A 16,914-nucleotide genomic window follows, 5' to 3' on the forward strand; every position below is an offset into this window, starting at 1 on the left:
GAATGATGAGGAGATTATAATGTATAAAAAAATATTAGCCATTACTATGGCGGCCCTACTGTTTCTGGCTGGCGTGAACCCCGCCTTTGCCCAGGATGGTAACGATAATCCGCCAGATGGAACCATCGCGCTGACCATTGTGCACACCAACGATACGCATGGACAATATAAAAACAGCGCCAGTACGGTTGGCTTTGAAAAGGTCAAGGCCATTGCCGATAAGGAGAATGCAGATTTGATACTGGATGCGGGGGATGCATTCCACGGCCTGCCTTTTGCGACGATTGAACAGGGGAAAAGCACTGCGGAGCTGCTCCGTGCAGTTGGATATGATGCGGTATGTCCTGGGAATCATGATTTTAATTACGGCGCGGCAGCGTTGAAGGCGCTGGGAACGGAAGAACCAGCTGTTAAAACGGAGGATTCAGAGGGCAGGGCCGATAAGGCGCAAAAGAATTTTAAGCTGCTTAACGCCAATGTCGTTAATGCCTCCGATGGTCAGAATTATTTTCAGCCTTACATGACAAAAACCGTAACGCGTGGTGAGGAGGTCTCGGTAAAGGTTGGTGTTTTCGGACTGATCAGCCCGGATATTTACAGCTCAACCGCGCCGGAAAATGTAAAGGATGTCCGATTTGACGATGCTGTGGAAGCGGCGAAAAAGACCGTTAGTAAATTGAAAAACGATGAAAAATGTGATGTTATTATCGCGCTTACCCATATTGGAATGACTGAAAAGGAAGGGATGCTGAGCAGCCGGGACATTGCGAAGGCAGTGCCGGAAATCAATGTCATCATTGACGGCCATACGCATGCGCAGTATGACGAAGTGGTGGGAAACACACTGATTGCCCAGACCGGCGCCTATTTCAGCAACGCCGGTATTGTGAAAATTTTTTACGAGCCTGATAGCAGGAAAATCGTCAACACAGTCGGCCGCGTTATTTCGCCAGCGGATGCTGAGGCGTATGAATCAAACTGGGAAGTTTCAAAAACCATTGAAGACATTGAAGCGCGGCAGAAGCCTGTTTTAAACCAGGTTGTTGGGAAAACTGACGTACCGCTGGAGGGCAGCGCGATTAAAACCTATACTGGAGAAACAAACCTGGGGAGGGTGATCACCTCAGCTTATCTGGAGACGACGGGAGCCGATATTGCCTTTGAGAACTGCGGAGGGATTCGAGCGTCCATTGCAGCAGGAGATATCACCAAGGGCAGCGTTATTGGCGTTTCTCCCTTTGGCAATTATCTGGTGACCAAAAAAATTACCGGGGCTGATCTGAAAAGCATTCTGGAAAAGTCTCTTGAAATGGGGGCGAATAACCTAAAGGCTTATCAGGAAGGAAAACACGAATGGCCTGCAAACGGCGGCGGTTCCTATCTGCAGATTGGCGGTATGAAGGTGGCCTATGACCCAGCCAGGTCTTTGGACAACCGGCTGGTATCCGTAGATATCGGCGGCGCTCCCCTTGATCTTGACAGTACCTATACCGTGGTGACCAACCAGTTTGTGGCTTCAAACGCCTCCAAATACCCTGAGCTGGCGGTCAAGCCAGAGCTTAACCAATACGGTGCTTCTGAGGAGGCGGTGATGCGCTATATCACAAACCATTCGGGCAAGGAGGAGTGGGTAGCCTTGATGAGTGAAAAAAATCTGAAAGCCGTGGGGGGCAGCGGGGATACCGGAACACAGCCCGGAAATGAAGCGGTTGAGAATCAGAATCCCATGACGGATCCCTCTGAGGAGGACCCAAAACAAACGTCAGGTACCCAGAATATAACCGGAACAGGTGAGAATGCCCCAACCGGAGTCTTTGACAACAAGGCTGGAGCGGCTATTTTTGCCGCGGCAGCCCTGGCTGTGCTGATACTGGGAGCGGCGGTGTTTAAACATGAGAGTGACTACCGTCAGCAGAAGGAAAAATAGAACAATGACCTTTTTTACAGGTTGTACTTTTATTTACCTGTAAAAATTAGAGGATAAATAGTAAAAAAAGGTTATTGAGAGAAACAGCATGGAAGTATTAAGAAAAATCTTTTATAATATTAAGTAAAGAATGGCTGGTGCTAATAAGACAGCTCGTTCTCTAATTTTACAAACATGAGGAGGTAATTATGGCTCAGATTTTAATTTCACCAAGCAAATATGTTCAGGGGTCCGGTGAATTGTACCGTTTAGGAGAGTATGTTTCTGCATTGGGGAAAAAGGCACTCTGCCTGATTACAGACAGCGGCCTGAAACGAAATCAGGCTGTGCTCGACAAAAGCTTTGAGGGAAGCGGCGTATCCGTTGATTATGAAGCTTTTAACCGGGAATGCTGTAAGAAAGAAATCGACCGGATCGGCGCGGTCTGTAAGGAAAAAGGGATTGATGTTGTGATTGGTGTAGGGGGCGGAAAGACCTTTGATACCATCAAGGCCGTAGGCTATTATCACGACCTGCCGGTTGTGATTGTCCCGACCATTGCCTCCACCGATGCGCCGTGCAGCGCCCTGTCGGTTATTTACACCGAAGACGGCGTGTTTGAAAGCTATTTGTTCTTAAAACAAAACCCAAATCTTGTTCTGGTTGATACCGACATTATCGCGAAATCACCGTCGCGTCTGGTTGTTGCCGGAATGGGCGACGCACTGGCGACCTATTTTGAAGCGCGCGCCTGCGAAGCCAGCAACGCCTCTACCTGCGCGGCTGGCACCACGACAATGGCGGCACAGAATCTGGCAGAGCTTTGCTATGACACGCTGATTGAAGAGGGCTTTATGGCCAAGCTGGCAGCTGATAATAACTGCTGTACCAAGTCGCTTGAAAAAATTATCGAAGCCAACACACTGCTCAGCGGTATCGGGTTTGAAAGCGGCGGCCTGGCAGGCGCCCACGCGATCCACAACGGCTTTACCGTATTGCCGGAATGCCACCATATGTATCATGGCGAAAAAGTAGCCTTTGGCACACTGGTTCAGCTTGTTCTGGAAGACGCGCCAGTAGAAGAAATCGAGGAAGTATTGGAATTCTGCCTGTCAGTAGGACTGCCGGTAACGCTCAAGGAACTTGGCGTTGAAGAAGTCACAGAAGAAAAGATCCGTGCAGTGGCTGAAGCTTCTACTGTCCCGGACGAATCCATTCACAATATGCCATTTGAGGTAACCGCTGATTCTGTTTACGCGGCGATTATGGTCGCGGACAGCCTCGGTAAGGAATACTTGGGATAAAAACAGGAATGACAAAAAGCTCCAGTGTAATGCTGGAGCTTTTTTGACCCATAGGGATTAAAAACAACACTTGATATTTAATGAGAAAAGGTATACACTAAAGAGAGTGGGAGCGCATCGCTCCCGATCTTAAACTTAAACAGGACCGGCAAAACGATCCGATCAGGAGGTTATACAATGAAGAAAGAGCAACTGGAAAGAATGGCGAATGGCAAAGGCTTTATTGCAGCCCTGGACCAGAGCGGCGGCAGCACGCCAAAGGCACTGAGATTGTACGGCATCGCTGAGGACAGCTATCAGGGCGATGATGAGATGTTTGATTTGGTTCACGCCATGCGGGCGCGGATCATCAAAAGCCCAGCCTTTACATCGGAATATATTCTGGGGGCGATTCTTTTTGAAAAGACCATGGACCGTACCATTGACGATGTTTACACAGCCGATTACCTCTGGGAGAAAAAGGGAATACTGCCGATTTTAAAGGTCGATAAGGGTTTGGCCGAGGAAAAGGACGGCGTTCAGCTCATGAAGCCGATCCCGGATCTGGACGGCTTGCTCAAGCGGGCGGCAGACCGCCATATCTTTGGTACAAAAATGCGCTCAGTCGTTCAATCTGCCAATGCGGCTGGCATTAAACAGATTGTTGACCAGCAGTTTGAAGTGGGCCTGCAAATTGCGGCAGCCGGCTTTGTGCCAATACTGGAACCGGAAGTCAATATCAAAAGCGCTGATAAAGCAGAATGCGAAAAAATACTGAAAACGGAAATTTTAGACCGCCTGAATACCCTGGACGACAATGTCCGCCTGATGTTTAAGCTCAGCCTTCCATCTGAAAACGGATTCTTCAGCGACATTATCGCCGATAAGCATGTGGTGCGCGTGGTCGCGCTGTCCGGCGGCTATACCCGTGAGGAATCAAACGCCCTCCTGGCACAGAATCCGGGCCTTATCGCCAGCTTTTCCAGAGCGCTGTCCGAAGGGCTGAACGCGAGCCAGAGCGACGCGGAATTTAACGCCATGCTGGCAGAGTCGATCAAGAGCATCTATGATGCCTCAATTAAATAGCATTCAACGCAAAAGACCGTATCTGTACGATTCAGATACGGTCTTTTTTTATTTCAGATATTGTTTACTGCTCATCACTCAGGAGATCAGGTAGATCATAAACCCAAAGAGAAGTTCCTCGACCGATTGCAGGCTTTCGGCCGCAAAAGGAGCGGCTTCCTCGGGAATATCATATTTATTCATGGTTTCTTCAAAATCAGTGTAATATTCGGATTTTACAGTCATTGGTGCCTCCTGTTAATAGATTCCGTATTCATGTACGAAATTGAATACTGCTTTTAAGTTCGCTGGATTAATGTCATTGAGGCGGAGAATGGCTTTGTCAAAGCCAAAAATGTATCCGCCGTCCGGGGCGAAGATGTCGATTAATTCTTTTGCCTTGTCGATACATGCCTGCTCAGTGCCCGATTTTAAGAGACCGATGGGGTAAAGGCCGCTGACGATATGCCGGCTGCCTACCTTTGCTTTTATTTCCTTAGGGTCGCCATATTCAAAAACCATTAAAGTATTTTCAGGCAGCTCATTTAAATAGTCCAGGTAGCGGGACCAGTCTTCTTCCACAAAAAGATTGGCGCCGGCTCCCGCGGCGTTCAGCCCTTCGACATAAGCTTTAAAGGTTGGCCAGTAGAATTTCAGGAAGTCCTTTTCGCGCATGTACGGCGCCATGTGGAGCGGGATAAAGGTTCGGTTATAGCGGCTTGAAGCAGGATTTACACCAGCCTTCAGGCAGACCGGCAGTAATGCCTCACAGGCGGCGATGACTTTGTCCGGACAGCGGCGGATATCCTTGCTGATGCCTGAGAAAGAGCGCAGCTGGTCGGAAAGCGTATCCAGCGGCTCGGCTGAAGCGGCTGAGGCCATGGTATAGGTGCTCCGTCCATATTTTTCGGCAATTTTCTGATAGCCCTCACCCAGTGCGGCCATACTGCTCGCAAAGGTAAAGAAGGCCTTGGCCAGAACCTTCTGCCCCTCAAATCCGGGGCGGTTGAGTTCTTCATAAATTCTTGGAAGAATGGTTTGCCAGAGTGTTTTTACCGGATCGGCAATAAAGGCGTCGTAATCCTCAACCTCCATACCGCGGACCTCCGGATGCTGTAAAAATCCATCGGCGCCCATTTTAAAGTTTTTTGCGCCTAGAATTTTATAAAGCTGTGGAAGACGGATGGTAATGCCGAGAACCGTGTCCCCGTCAAAATCGCGGGTGGTGACGTCAATGGCTTCCAGGGTTTTTTCGATACTGTACTGTTCTTTTTTGAGGCTATAGCCGGCATACTCAAGACAGAAAGCATTGTCAATATTTGTGAGAATTGGAACGCGTGAGGGCATTTTTCCATCAAAAACAGCCTCAAAAACTTTATTTACCGCATGGGTTTTTTCATTTAAAGATGTATTCATACTACCTCCCAGTAATAACTGATCGCGAACAGGTTTTAACGTTGACTTAAGAATAACAGGTTTCAAATTCAAAGTCAAGTAAAAACTATTCGCGAACAGGAAAAAAACTGTTCGCGAATAGTTTTTCTTAAGGATTGCTTGAAATATCTTTTTTTTTGTGGTTAAATAGTACAAAAGACAGCGATGGGAGAAAAAACGTGAAAGAGAAATTGGATAAAAAAAAGGCGAAGCAGATTATTTATGAAACAGCAAAGCGTTTATTCTTTGAAAAAGGGTATGAGGTCGGAAGCCGCCAGATCGCAAAGGAGGCAGGTGTCAGCCAGGCGCTCATTACCTATCATTTTGGCAGCAAGCGAAACATAGGTATTCAGGTCCTTAAGGAGGATTATCGGGTGCAGGCCTCATACCTGAAGTATTTTGTCGATCCGAAGGAGGAACCCCTGTTTTTTATTATCAATTTCCAAAATATGACCATGCGCATCCGTGAGCACGACCCGCGAATGGCTTCTTTTATTACAGGTGTGATGAAGGAGGACTTACTGGAGGAATCCATTTACGAAGGCAATCAGGCTGAAATTTTTGAAGCTCTTGTCCGTGAGATGCCGGCCAATGGTTATAGCTTTGAAAAAAATTATAAGCTTGCACTGGGGACAATTTTCGGCATACAGCGTTCGCTGCAATGGAAAATTAATCAGGGCTTTGATCTGACCTACGCAGAATGCTTTGATTATGTTGTGCGCAGCTTTAATTTTGCTCTCAACCTGAATTTTACCGAGGCGGAGATTCAGGACATGATTGAGCGGTCAAATCGGATGGTCGATCAGCTTTTCGAGCGTTATCCGCAGCTGTTAGATACCGACCAGTACCTTGTAGTACAAAATATGGGATCAGATTCCTGAATCTGGTCTTTTTTTATTTTAAGAAAGGTTACAGGTTTTTAAATCCGCTTAAAAAGCCTGTTTTGAACAAAAAGATCATGAAAATCGTTTGCGGATTTTACTTTTCTCTTGAAGTCTTTCAAAAAAGGTCTATAATAATATTTAAGTTACTTAACTATTATGTTGGGTAATAATTAAGATAGCAAAAGAAAAATGGAGACCGCGATTCCGTTGGCTTCGGAAGGTCTGGTTCCCAAAAGGGAAGGAGTTTATCATGGATCATGAGAAAAGCCTTGGGGAAACGTTTCTGGCCAGTTTAAACAAGGTAAAAAAGAATCTGTTTCACACCATGAGCAAGCAGCGCATTGACGGCCTGCGCCAAAGTGAATTTTTTATGCTGATGCGTATTGCCAATCACTGTAAGGAGCAGGAAAATGAGCATTTGAAAAATGGAACAGCACCACTACCCGGGGTGCGTATCTCAACGCTGAGCAAGGCGACAAACAGCTCGATGCCCGGTGTTTCTCAGATGATTAACGTCCTCGAGAACGCTGGATACGTGGAGCGTATCACCACCAAGAAAGACCGCCGTGTTGTTTATGTCAATTTGACCGAGGCCGGAAGGGTCATGCTGAAAACAGCACCAAGACCCATGCTCAACCTGCTGACTCGCACAACTGAGGAAATGGGAGAAGAAAAAACCAGGCAGTTTATCGCTTTGATGGATGAGTTTTCCGAGACCATCGAGCGGCTGAACCGCGAAAGCAACTAAAACGGAGTAAGACATTAAAGAAAGGAAGCAAATATGACAAAATTAGCAAAGTATCTCAAACCCTATATCGGTTCGATTTTGCTGGCTTTTATTCTGCTGTTTGTCCAGGCAATGTCGGATTTGAATCTGCCAAATTTCATGTCCGATATTGTCAATGTGGGGATTCAGCAGAATGGGATCGAGCATGCCGCGCCAGACGCCATCAGCGAGCAGGGATATGATTTTATCACCAGCTTTATGACCGATGAGCAGAAAAAAAACGTATCAGAGGCCTATGAGGAAGTAACGCCCTCGGCAGCGACCGATAAACAGATTAAAAAATATCCTGAAATGAAGAATGAGCGTGCTTATGTGCTCAGGAACACAGATGAGGATACCTACACGAAGCTGGATGCCATCTTTGGTGAGGCCGACTGGACTTTTATTAATTTCGTAGAGGATATGGCCGAACAGAAGGGAAGCACAGCCAGCCAGGAGGACATGACAGCCAACGTTGACGACATGGATTTATCCAAGCTGTACGAAATGACACCTATGCTGAAAATGATGCCGAAGGAACAGTTCGACAGCGCCAGAGAAAAGGCCGTGCAGACGCCAGAGTCCACCCAGCAGCAGACAGGCGCCATTTTTGTCAGGGAATTCTATAAAGAATTAGGCGCCGACACCAGCTATATACAGACCATGTATATCCTTAAGATTGGCGGCATCATGCTGGGATTATCGCTGATTGGTGTTATCGCAGCCATTTGTGTTGGCCTGCTGGCCGCCAAGGTAGCCGCTGGTTTTTCACAGGTGGTGCGCAGAGATATTTTTAAGAAGGTTGAGTCCTTCTCAAACACCGAATTTAACCGGTTTTCAACCGCCTCGCTCATCACGAGGAGCACCAACGATATCACCCAGATGCAGACGCTGCTGATCATGGGGATACGAATGATCTGCTACGCGCCCATCTTAGGGGTTGGCGGGGTGATTATGGCATTGCGGGAAAGCACGTCCATGAGCTGGATTATCGCTGTGTCGGTCATTGTGCTGGTCGGAGTGATTGTAGTGACCTTCTCACTGGTGCTGCCGCGTTTTAAAATTGTGCAGAAGCTGGTGGACCGCCTGAACCTGGTCATGCGTGAAAACCTTAATGGGATGTCGGTGATCCGCGCCTTTGGGAACCAGGATTTTGAACGTGAACGTTTTAAAAGAGAAAACATACGAGTGACAAACAATAACCTTTTTATCAACCGTACAATGGTCTTTCTGATGCCGTTGATGATGCTTATTATGAATGGCACCACTTTGCTGGTTATCTGGCTTGGCGCACATCAGATCGCGGACTCAACCATGCAGGTTGGTAATATGATGGCCTTTATGCAGTACGCCATGCAGATCATCATGTCTTTCCTGATGATTTCCATGATGTTTATCTTGGTGCCCAGAGCCGCTGTTTCCGGCGAACGTATCGCAGAAGTGCTGGCAGTGGACCCGGTGATCAAAAGTCCTAAAAATCCAAAGCCCTTCCCTCAGAATGTGCCGGGACGCCTGGTGTTTGACCATGTTTCCTTCCACTACGAGGGCGCAGACGAGGACGTGCTCCATGATATTAGTTTTGAGGCTGATCCAGGACAGACAACAGCCTTTATCGGTTCTACCGGCTCAGGTAAATCAACATTGATTAACCTCATTCCCCGTTTTTATGATGTGACCGACGGTGCTATTACGCTGGATGGCGTGGATTTAAGAGATGCCTCTCTCCACGACCTGCGCGACAAGGTTGGTTATGTCCCTCAAAAGGGGGTTCTGTTCTCAGGAACCATTGATTCCAATCTTCGCTATGGCCGCAAAGAGGCCACCGAGGAGGAAGTGCGCCAGGGGGCGGAAATCGCCCAGGCTATGGAATTTATTAACGCGAATTCTGATGGTTTTGAGCGAGAAATCGCCCAGGGCGGCGACAATGTCTCTGGTGGGCAGAAGCAGCGTTTATCCATTGCCAGAGCCCTTGTTAAAAAACCGGATGTCTATATTTTTGACGACAGCTTTTCGGCCCTTGACTTTAAAACAGATGCAGCCCTGCGTTCGGCCCTCAAGAATTATACCGAGGAGGCTACCGTGCTGATTGTTGCCCAGCGTATTAATACCATTATGAATGCTGAACAGATTATCGTTCTTGACGAAGGCCGCGTGGTCGGCAAGGGAACCCATGAAGAATTATTGAGAAGCTGCGGTACCTATCAGGAAATCGCAAGCTCACAGCTGTCAAAGGAGGAATTAGGAAATGTCTGATAAAGTAACGAAAGCAACGACTCCAACGCCTCCAAAACACCGTGGCCCCATGGGCCGTGGGCCGGTGATGGCGAGCGGTGAAAAGGCAAAAGACTTTAAGGGTACCCTTAAAAAACTTTTAGCTTATCTGAAACCCCATCGGGTTGCCGTGACCTTTGTCGTGATCTTTGCCATCGCTTCAACTGTTTTTAACATTGTCGGACCTAAAATTCTGGGACAGGCAACCACGAAAATTTTTGAAGGCGTGATGAATATGATCGCCAATACCGGCAGTGGCATTGATTTTGAAGGTATCGCAAAGATTTTACTGTTTTTGGTAGGACTGTATATTATCTCGGCTGTTTTCTCAGCGCTCCAGGGATTTTTGATGACAGGCGTGTCGATGAAAGTCACCTACAAGCTGCGTGAAAATACCTTTGCGAAAATAAACCGTCTCCCTTTTAAGTATTTTGATAAAACAAGTTACGGCGAAGTTTTGTCGTTTTTAACCAATGATATTGAAACGGTCAACCAGACCCTTAACCAGAGTTTGACCCAGATTATTACCTCTGTGGCAACCGTTATTGGTATTCTGGTCATGATGTTCTCCATCAGCTGGCAGATGACCCTGGTAACGCTGTGTATTATTCCACTGTCCTTTGTGTTTATCGTACTGGTGGTCAAGCGGTCCCAGAAATATTTCAGCAGCCAGCAGGAATATCTTGGACACATCAATGGCCATATTGAGGAAATTTATGGCGGCCATTCAGTGGTTCAGGCCTTTAACAACGAAGAGGAAGCATACAAAACCTTTGAGGGACTCAACAACAACTTGTATGGGTCGGCCTGGAAATCGCAGTTCCTCTCGAGCCTGATGCAGCCTATTATGGCCTTTATTGGAAACCTGGGCTATGTGGCTGTGTGTATTTTGGGCGGTTATCTGGCCGTTAACGGCCGCATCTCCGTCGGGGATATTCAGGCGTTCATCCAGTATGTCCGCCAGTTCAACCAGCCGATCTCACAGATTGCCAATATGTCCAATATCATGCAGATGACTATGGCTGCGGCTGAGCGTGTCTTTACATTCCTGGCTGAGGAAGAAGAGGTGCCGGACCCGCAGAATCCGGTGTCACCTGCAGATGTCCAGGGGAATGTCACCTTTGATCACGTTCATTTTGGCTACAACCCGAACAAAATCATTATCAATGATTTCTCCGCACAGGTAAAGGAAGGCCAGAAGATCGCCATTGTAGGGCCTACCGGCGCGGGCAAAACCACGATTATCAAGCTGCTCATGCGTTTCTACGATGTAGACTCCGGCGCGATTCTGGTGGATGGCCACAACATTAAGGACTTTAGAAGAAACGATCTGAGAAGCCTGTTTGGGATGGTTCTCCAGGACACCTGGCTGTATAACGGCACCATTGCCGACAATATCCGCTATGGGCGTCTGGACGCTACCGATGAGGAGGTTCAGCAGGCCGCTGTGGCCGCCCAGGTGGACCACTTTGTAAGAACACTGCCCGATGGCTACAGTATGGTGCTGAACGAGGAAGCCAACAATGTGTCCCAGGGGCAGAAACAGCTTCTGACCATTGCGCGTGCGATCCTCGCAGATCCCAAAATTTTGATTCTTGACGAAGCGACCAGCTCTGTCGATACCCGTACCGAAATCCTCATTCAGAAGGCCATGGATAACCTGATGCATGGGCGGACCAGCTTTGTCATTGCCCACCGCCTGTCCACCATCAAGAACGCAGACTGTATCTTCGTGATGAAGGACGGCGATATCATTGAACAGGGAACCCATGAAGAACTGCTTGCCCGAAATGGCTTCTACGCAGACCTGTATAACAGCCAGTTTGAAGTGGAAGAGGAGGCGTAAAAAAACAATTATGAAATACAATATTGTCACCATTGAACGGGAATATGCCAGCGGCGGTCGGGAAATCGGCTACCGGACAGCAGAAAAGCTGGGGATTCCTTACTACGGGAAAGAAATACTGGAGATGGCTGCGAAAAAGAAAGGCGTTTCCCCCGAATATCTTGAAGAGCTGGAAGAAACACCAACCAACAGCTTCTTCTACTCTGTCTACATGCTGTCTAAAAACCTGATAGGCGATACGCCCAGCCTGCCGGAGAACGATGCGCTGCGGCTGGCAGAAGCTGAAATTATCAATGATCTGGCAGCGGAAGGCCCCTGTGTCATCATTGGCCGGTGCGCCTGCCACGCCCTGAGAAGACGAAAGGATGTCCTGAATGTTTTTATCCACAGCAGCTGGGAGGCCCGTGTAAAACGGGCGGTGGAGACCTACGGCGTGGACGCGGCCAACGCAGAAGTTGTGCTGAAAAAGTTTGATAAACGCCGCGCCTGTTACTATAATGCGAATACGGGCAAAAAGTGGAGTGACCCCGAAGGCTACCACATGATTCTGGATTCGGGCAGGCTTGGAATTGGAAAATGTGTGGATATTTTAGAAAAAGCTGTGGAGTGAAATAACCGGAAAATGACAATGCAGAGAGGATACGGCAAAACGCCATATCCTCTTATTTTAATTTATTTTTCGCAAAATATGTGAATGCTTAAAGTTTTGTTAAAATTACTGAAATTTTTTGTTTTTCTAAATAAAGGTTGACAGTCCTTCTTTTAATCGTGTAGAATTCAACTAGAAATAAACATCTTATTTGTTTTGTTTTTTTTATTTTTAGAAATAGGGGGCGAGCAGATTATGACAGGGGATTCATTGAATGCGCAAATTGGGGCTCAGGTTCGGATGTATCGAAAAATGGCAAAGATCAGCATTGATGAAATGGCTCGAACCATTGGTAAGAGCCGGGCGACAATCTCAAAATATGAGACAGGCGCGATTGGTATGGATGTTTCAACTTTGTTTGAAATTGCCTCGACATTAAACATTGGGGTCTCTCATCTTCTGGATATACCGAAAGAAGACAAGACGACGGAAGTAACTCAAAGCCAGCTGGGAAATATTGACCACTTTTATCTTTACCAGCAGTCGCGCCATAAAAATTTTTGTTCTTACATCCGTCTTGGGGAAGAGCGGGCAAACGGTCAGATTTACGCGACCTTTTATTATCAGCCGGAAGATATTAAAAACTATAAAAAGTGCGAGGGGATTTATCACGGTTCCATGAACATCCGGGATAATTTTATTATTTTCATCATGCAGAACCTTTACTGTGAGGCGGAAATTGCGTATTTATCTTTTTTCATCCCCATGAAAAAGCTTTCCGCGATTCCGGGAATTCTGACGGGAATGGACAATTACAGCATGCGTCCAACCGCCATTAAAGTGATTCTTTCAAAGGAGCTGATGACCAGCAAGGAATTGGAGGAATTTTTTGTCGTGTCGAAAGAGGAGATAAAACGTTTGAAAGAAGATCATTGTTTTGTGATTGACCCTTAAAAGGGAAAAGTGTAAAAATTAGTAAAATGTTTAATATTTAACAAACCCGGTAAAAGTGTTATTTTAACTGGGTTTTTTCATTTTTTTGGATGATTTTTAAAAAGGTCAGGGAAATAATACGTTTTCATATAAATCTGTTTTTTTGTGAAAATGATTTCTTGAGAAAGCAAAAAATACAAAAAACAGATTAAAACAGGTTAAAAGTTTCGTATAAAGAAGTTTTTGAGGTAAAAATTGAGATTCTAAAGAATATTAAGCAACTTTGCAGAAAAAACATACTGAGAATATAATAAAACCATCATCAGAAAAGAGGAGCGGACGTACACAGTGCTGCAAAGAGGCAGCCTTAATCACCTGAGATTCGGACCTGTAACGCTGATTAAAGAGGAGAGTGTAAAATGAGTCAAAGAAAAGACAAGTGGATTGTTGGTCTTGCGTTGTTTTCGATGTTTTTCGGTGCCGGGAATGTGATCTTTCCGCCTTATCTTGGAATGACGGCAGCGTCTATGTGGGTGCCGGCCTTTATCTGCTACTACATCGCAGATATTGGACTGGCGATGCTGGCCATCCTGGCCATGCTGAAATGTGACAGCGATATCGAAGGAATTACCTGCCGCATTGGGAGGATACCCGCTGTGCTGCTGTCGACGCTGGTGGTGCTGTGCGTAGGCCCGATGCTGGCCATTCCCAGGACTGCGGCGACAACCTTTGAAATGGGCGTTTCGCCCATCTTTCCGGGGGTAAATCCACTGGTTGCTTCGATCGCATTTTTCGTGCTTATCTGGGTGCTGTGCGTGAAGGAGGCATCGGTGGTGGACATTGTCGGTAAATTCCTGACACCGGCTCTGTTTATCGGGCTGATGATTGTCATCATAAAGGGGATCATTGATCCACTGGGGCCAATTGCGGCTGAGCCAAAGGTCTCAAATATTATCAGCAGCGGCATCATCTCGGGATACCAGACAATGGATGTGCTGGCAGCGCTGATTTTTGGGGTTATTATTGTAAAAACGGTCAAGGAAAAGGGCTATACGGAGATCAAAGCCAAGAACGCTGTAATCGGAGGCGCCGGGCTGGTTGCTGGGGCAGGGCTCCTGATTGTTTATTTTGGTCTGGCCCACCTTGGGGCGACAGCCTCGACCATGTATGGGGTGGATGTTTCCAGGTCTACACTGATTCTTGAGATCATTAAAAACCTTCTTGGAAATGTCGGCATGGTTATCTTTGGGATTGTGGTAGCGCTGGCCTGTATCACCACTGCAGTGGCGCTGGTCAGCTCCAGTGGGGCTTATTTCTCGCGGTTAAGCAAAGGGCGTGTCAGTTATAAAGTCATTGTCACCATTGTGTGCGTGATTTCACCGGTCATCGCCAATATCGGCCTGGATGAGATCATCGCCATTTCAGAGCCGGTCCTGTCCATTGTCTACGCGCCGGCCCTTACACTGATCATTTTAACCATTGTAGGTGACAAGATCAGAAATGACAATGTCTTTAAAGCGGCCGCGCTGGGCGCGTTTTTGATCAGCGTTTTGGAGACAGCCGCCAATCATGGTCTGGGCTTTCAGTTCGTCAACTATTTACCGCTTCACCACTTTGGGTTCGGATGGCTGCTGCCAACCGTGATCTGCGGCGTGGCCGGGTATTTTATCAAGGGCGACAAGAAAAAAGTAAGCCCAGAAGTATCTGTCCCGGAGCCCGATCCCGCAGAGACAGTGCGAAAGGGAAAAATCTAAGGGATATCTATGCCGGCCGGATTAAGAGCCGCTGGTATCTATATATTAATTATTAAAAATTATGTTTTGGAGGTATGAAAAAATGAGTATTTTTGAAAAGATGGATTTCTATGGACACGAAGAACTGGTATTCGCACGGGATGAGGAAACAGGTTTAAAGGCCATTATCGCCATTCACGACACGACCCTGGGCCCGGCGCTCGGCGGCACCCGGATGTGGAACTACGAGAGCGAGGAGGATGCTCTCTATGATGTTCTGCGGCTGTCCAGAGGCATGAGCCTTAAAAATGCGGGCTGTGGATTAAAGAACGGCGGCGGAAAAGCCGTAATCATCGGCGATCCGAGAAAGCTTAAAAATGAAGCGTTTTTTAAGGCCTATGGCCGCTTTATCGAATCCCTTGCCGGGAGATATTATACTGCTGAGGACGTCAATATCAATACGCAGGATATTGCCTACATGCAGGAGACAACCAAGTATGTTACCGGCACCCGGGAAATTGGCGGCAACCCGTCACCCTATACAGCCAGAGGAACCTTTATGGGAATTAAAGCCGGAATCAAGGAAAAGTTTGGCGCGGACACGGCCGAGGGATTAACCGTTGTGGTTCAGGGGCTTGGCAGTGTTGGTTATATGGTCGCAAAGCTGCTGCACGATGAGGGCGCTATCTTGAAGGTTTATGACATTAATCCGGACGCTGTAAAGCGGGCTGTTGAAGAATTTGGCGCCACCCCGCTGAACGCTGACGAGGTACTGACAGCAGAGTGTGATATTTTTGCCCCATGCGCTCTGGGCGCGGTGATCAACAGCGGCAACGCCAAGGCTTTGAAGTGTAAAATTGTAGGCGGATGCGCCAACAATGTGCTGGTTGACCCACAGACCGGCGAGGAGCTGGAAGAAAGAGGCATCCTCTATTTACCGGATTATATCATTAACGCCGGCGGTGTTATCAACTGTGGTGAAGAAATTGTGACAAAGCCCTACGACGCCAGCAAGGTAACAGAAAAGGTTGATAAAATTTATGACACCACCCTCAACATCATCCATTATGCCAAAGACAAGGGCATTACAACCTATGAGGCCGCAGACCACTACGCAATGGATATCATCAAGGCGGGACGCGCCTGATTCTTATTAAAAAGCCTTGACGGCAGGCCTGTGAAGCAGTTAATTTTACTGGCCTGCCGGATAAAAATCATTAGTTTTGCAAAAGGGCAGCCGGTCATTGTGCTGAAGCCGCTGCGGAGGTGAAAAAATGTTGGAAAAAGACAAAAGAGTACGAATCATTGCCGGCCATTACGGAAGCGGAAAAACAGAGTTTGCGGTCAATTACGCAGTTGCCCTGAGCAAAAACGCACCAAGGGTTGTACTGGCAGATCTGGACATTGTCAATGTTTTTTTCAGGTCCAGGGAAAGGCGTAAGGAGCTGGAGGAATACGGCGTGAGGGTAATCGGGTCCTCCATTAAGCAGGATAACTGTGATCTTCCGGCCGTTTCAGCGGAGATTGGGACACCGGCAAAGGATAGAGCGTGTGACTATATCATCGACCTCGGTGGAAACAGTGTGGGCACCACCACGCTGGCCCGCCTGAGGCCGCTTCTGAGCCGGGACGAGATTGATTTTTTCATGGTCGTTAATGTAAACCGGCCGGATACCGCGAGTGTGGAGGGAATCCTCTTTCAGAAAGAATGTCTTGAGTACGCTTCAGGCTTTCAGGTAACGGGGTTCATTAACAATACAAACCTTGTGAGAGAGAGTACCCTTGAAAATCTGGTCGCTGGCGACGCGGTGTTGAGGGAAGCCTCGAAGCGGACGGGGATTCCCATCCGGTATACGTCTTATATGGAAGAAATCATTGGCAGGGTATCAGGGAGGCTGTCTGGCGAGCGGCTGCCGCTGAAGTTTTTCATGCGGGAAGAATGGATGTAATAAACCAAATATGGAGGAGTAGACATGGCAAGAGCCAAAGGAAACGTCATCATTGATGAATTTTATTGTAAAGGGTGTGAACTATGTGTGTCCGTCTGCCCAAAGGATATCTTGGCGCTGGATGAAACACGCCTGAACATCAGCGGGTATAACCCCTGTATGGTCACCGATATGGGCGAATGTATCGCCTGTGCGAACTGCGCTAAGATGTGTCCGGAAGCGGCCATCACAGTAGAAAAATGCGATTAGGGAGGG

15 protein-coding genes are annotated in these 16,914 nt (G+C 47.4%); 13 read left to right on the top strand and 2 right to left on the bottom strand.

Annotation, left to right across the window (positions count from 1 at the left end; genetic code table 11):
- The first annotated feature begins 19 nt into the window (after nt 1–19).
- The 3 genes from CPZ25_RS19200 to CPZ25_RS19210 all read left to right on the top strand — a co-directional run bounded on the left by CPZ25_RS19200 (nt 20) and on the right by CPZ25_RS19210 (nt 4,275).
- On the top strand, nt 20–1,927 hold the full coding sequence (locus tag CPZ25_RS19200; RefSeq protein WP_096920773.1) for a bifunctional metallophosphatase/5'-nucleotidase: 1,908 nt from the start codon (nt 20–22) through the stop codon (nt 1,925–1,927).
- A 188-nt stretch (nt 1,928–2,115) separates the two neighbouring features.
- Complete coding sequence (locus CPZ25_RS19205; protein WP_013381736.1) at nt 2,116–3,210, top strand: glycerol dehydrogenase; 1,095 nt, start codon at nt 2,116–2,118, stop codon at nt 3,208–3,210.
- A gap of 177 nt (nt 3,211–3,387) precedes the next feature.
- Nucleotides 3,388–4,275, top strand: a complete 888-nt coding sequence (locus tag CPZ25_RS19210) for a fructose bisphosphate aldolase (protein ID WP_096920772.1) — start codon at nt 3,388–3,390, stop codon at nt 4,273–4,275.
- A gap of 78 nt (nt 4,276–4,353) precedes the next feature.
- Here the strand turns inward: CPZ25_RS19210 and CPZ25_RS20595 are convergent, their stop codons facing one another.
- Nucleotides 4,354–4,500: a hypothetical protein gene (locus CPZ25_RS20595; protein ID WP_167495274.1), complete on the bottom strand. Its 147-nt coding sequence runs from the start codon at nt 4,498–4,500 to the stop codon at nt 4,354–4,356.
- 12 nt (nt 4,501–4,512) lie between these two features.
- Nucleotides 4,513–5,670, bottom strand: a complete 1,158-nt coding sequence (locus CPZ25_RS19215) for a uroporphyrinogen decarboxylase family protein (RefSeq protein ID WP_090413347.1) — start codon at nt 5,668–5,670, stop codon at nt 4,513–4,515.
- A gap of 197 nt (nt 5,671–5,867) precedes the next feature.
- Between CPZ25_RS19215 and CPZ25_RS19220 the strand changes: the two genes are divergently transcribed.
- The 10 genes from CPZ25_RS19220 (at nt 5,868) to CPZ25_RS19265 (ending at nt 16,908) form a co-directional block, all read left to right on the top strand.
- The gene (locus tag CPZ25_RS19220; RefSeq protein WP_096920771.1) at nt 5,868–6,569 is read left to right on the top strand and encodes a TetR/AcrR family transcriptional regulator; all 702 of its coding nucleotides are present in this window, start codon (nt 5,868–5,870) and stop codon (nt 6,567–6,569) included.
- Nucleotides 6,570–6,822: 253 nt separating this feature from the next.
- Nucleotides 6,823–7,320, top strand: coding sequence for a MarR family winged helix-turn-helix transcriptional regulator (locus CPZ25_RS19225; RefSeq protein ID WP_013381731.1), 498 nt, complete (start codon nt 6,823–6,825; stop codon nt 7,318–7,320).
- Nucleotides 7,321–7,353: 33 nt separating this feature from the next.
- On the top strand, nt 7,354–9,591 hold the full coding sequence (locus tag CPZ25_RS19230; protein ID WP_096920770.1) for an ABC transporter ATP-binding protein: 2,238 nt from the start codon (nt 7,354–7,356) through the stop codon (nt 9,589–9,591).
- Complete coding sequence (locus CPZ25_RS19235; protein ID WP_096920769.1) at nt 9,584–11,455, top strand: ABC transporter ATP-binding protein; 1,872 nt, start codon at nt 9,584–9,586, stop codon at nt 11,453–11,455. Before CPZ25_RS19230 ends, CPZ25_RS19235 begins: the two co-directional genes overlap by 8 nt.
- Before the next feature lie 10 nt (nt 11,456–11,465).
- On the top strand, nt 11,466–12,065 hold the full coding sequence (locus CPZ25_RS19240; RefSeq protein ID WP_167495275.1) for a cytidylate kinase-like family protein: 600 nt from the start codon (nt 11,466–11,468) through the stop codon (nt 12,063–12,065).
- A 234-nt stretch (nt 12,066–12,299) separates the two neighbouring features.
- Complete coding sequence (locus CPZ25_RS19245; RefSeq protein WP_038352786.1) at nt 12,300–12,998, top strand: helix-turn-helix domain-containing protein; 699 nt, start codon at nt 12,300–12,302, stop codon at nt 12,996–12,998.
- 398 nt (nt 12,999–13,396) lie between these two features.
- Complete coding sequence (gene brnQ, locus CPZ25_RS19250) at nt 13,397–14,731, top strand: branched-chain amino acid transport system II carrier protein (RefSeq protein ID WP_090413352.1); 1,335 nt, start codon at nt 13,397–13,399, stop codon at nt 14,729–14,731.
- Nucleotides 14,732–14,813: 82 nt separating this feature from the next.
- Complete coding sequence (locus CPZ25_RS19255; RefSeq protein ID WP_041689918.1) at nt 14,814–15,857, top strand: Glu/Leu/Phe/Val family dehydrogenase; 1,044 nt, start codon at nt 14,814–14,816, stop codon at nt 15,855–15,857.
- Between the two features lie 127 nt (nt 15,858–15,984).
- The gene (locus CPZ25_RS19260) at nt 15,985–16,659 is read left to right on the top strand and encodes an ATP-binding protein (protein WP_096920767.1); all 675 of its coding nucleotides are present in this window, start codon (nt 15,985–15,987) and stop codon (nt 16,657–16,659) included.
- 24 nt (nt 16,660–16,683) lie between these two features.
- Entirely contained in the window at nt 16,684–16,908 is a 225-nt protein-coding gene (locus tag CPZ25_RS19265; protein WP_013381722.1) for a 4Fe-4S dicluster domain-containing protein, read from the top strand.
- Nucleotides 16,909–16,914 lie beyond the last annotated feature (6 nt).

The sequence above is a fragment of the Eubacterium maltosivorans genome, assembly GCF_002441855.2.
GTDB lineage: Bacteria > Bacillota > Clostridia > Eubacteriales > Eubacteriaceae > Eubacterium > Eubacterium maltosivorans.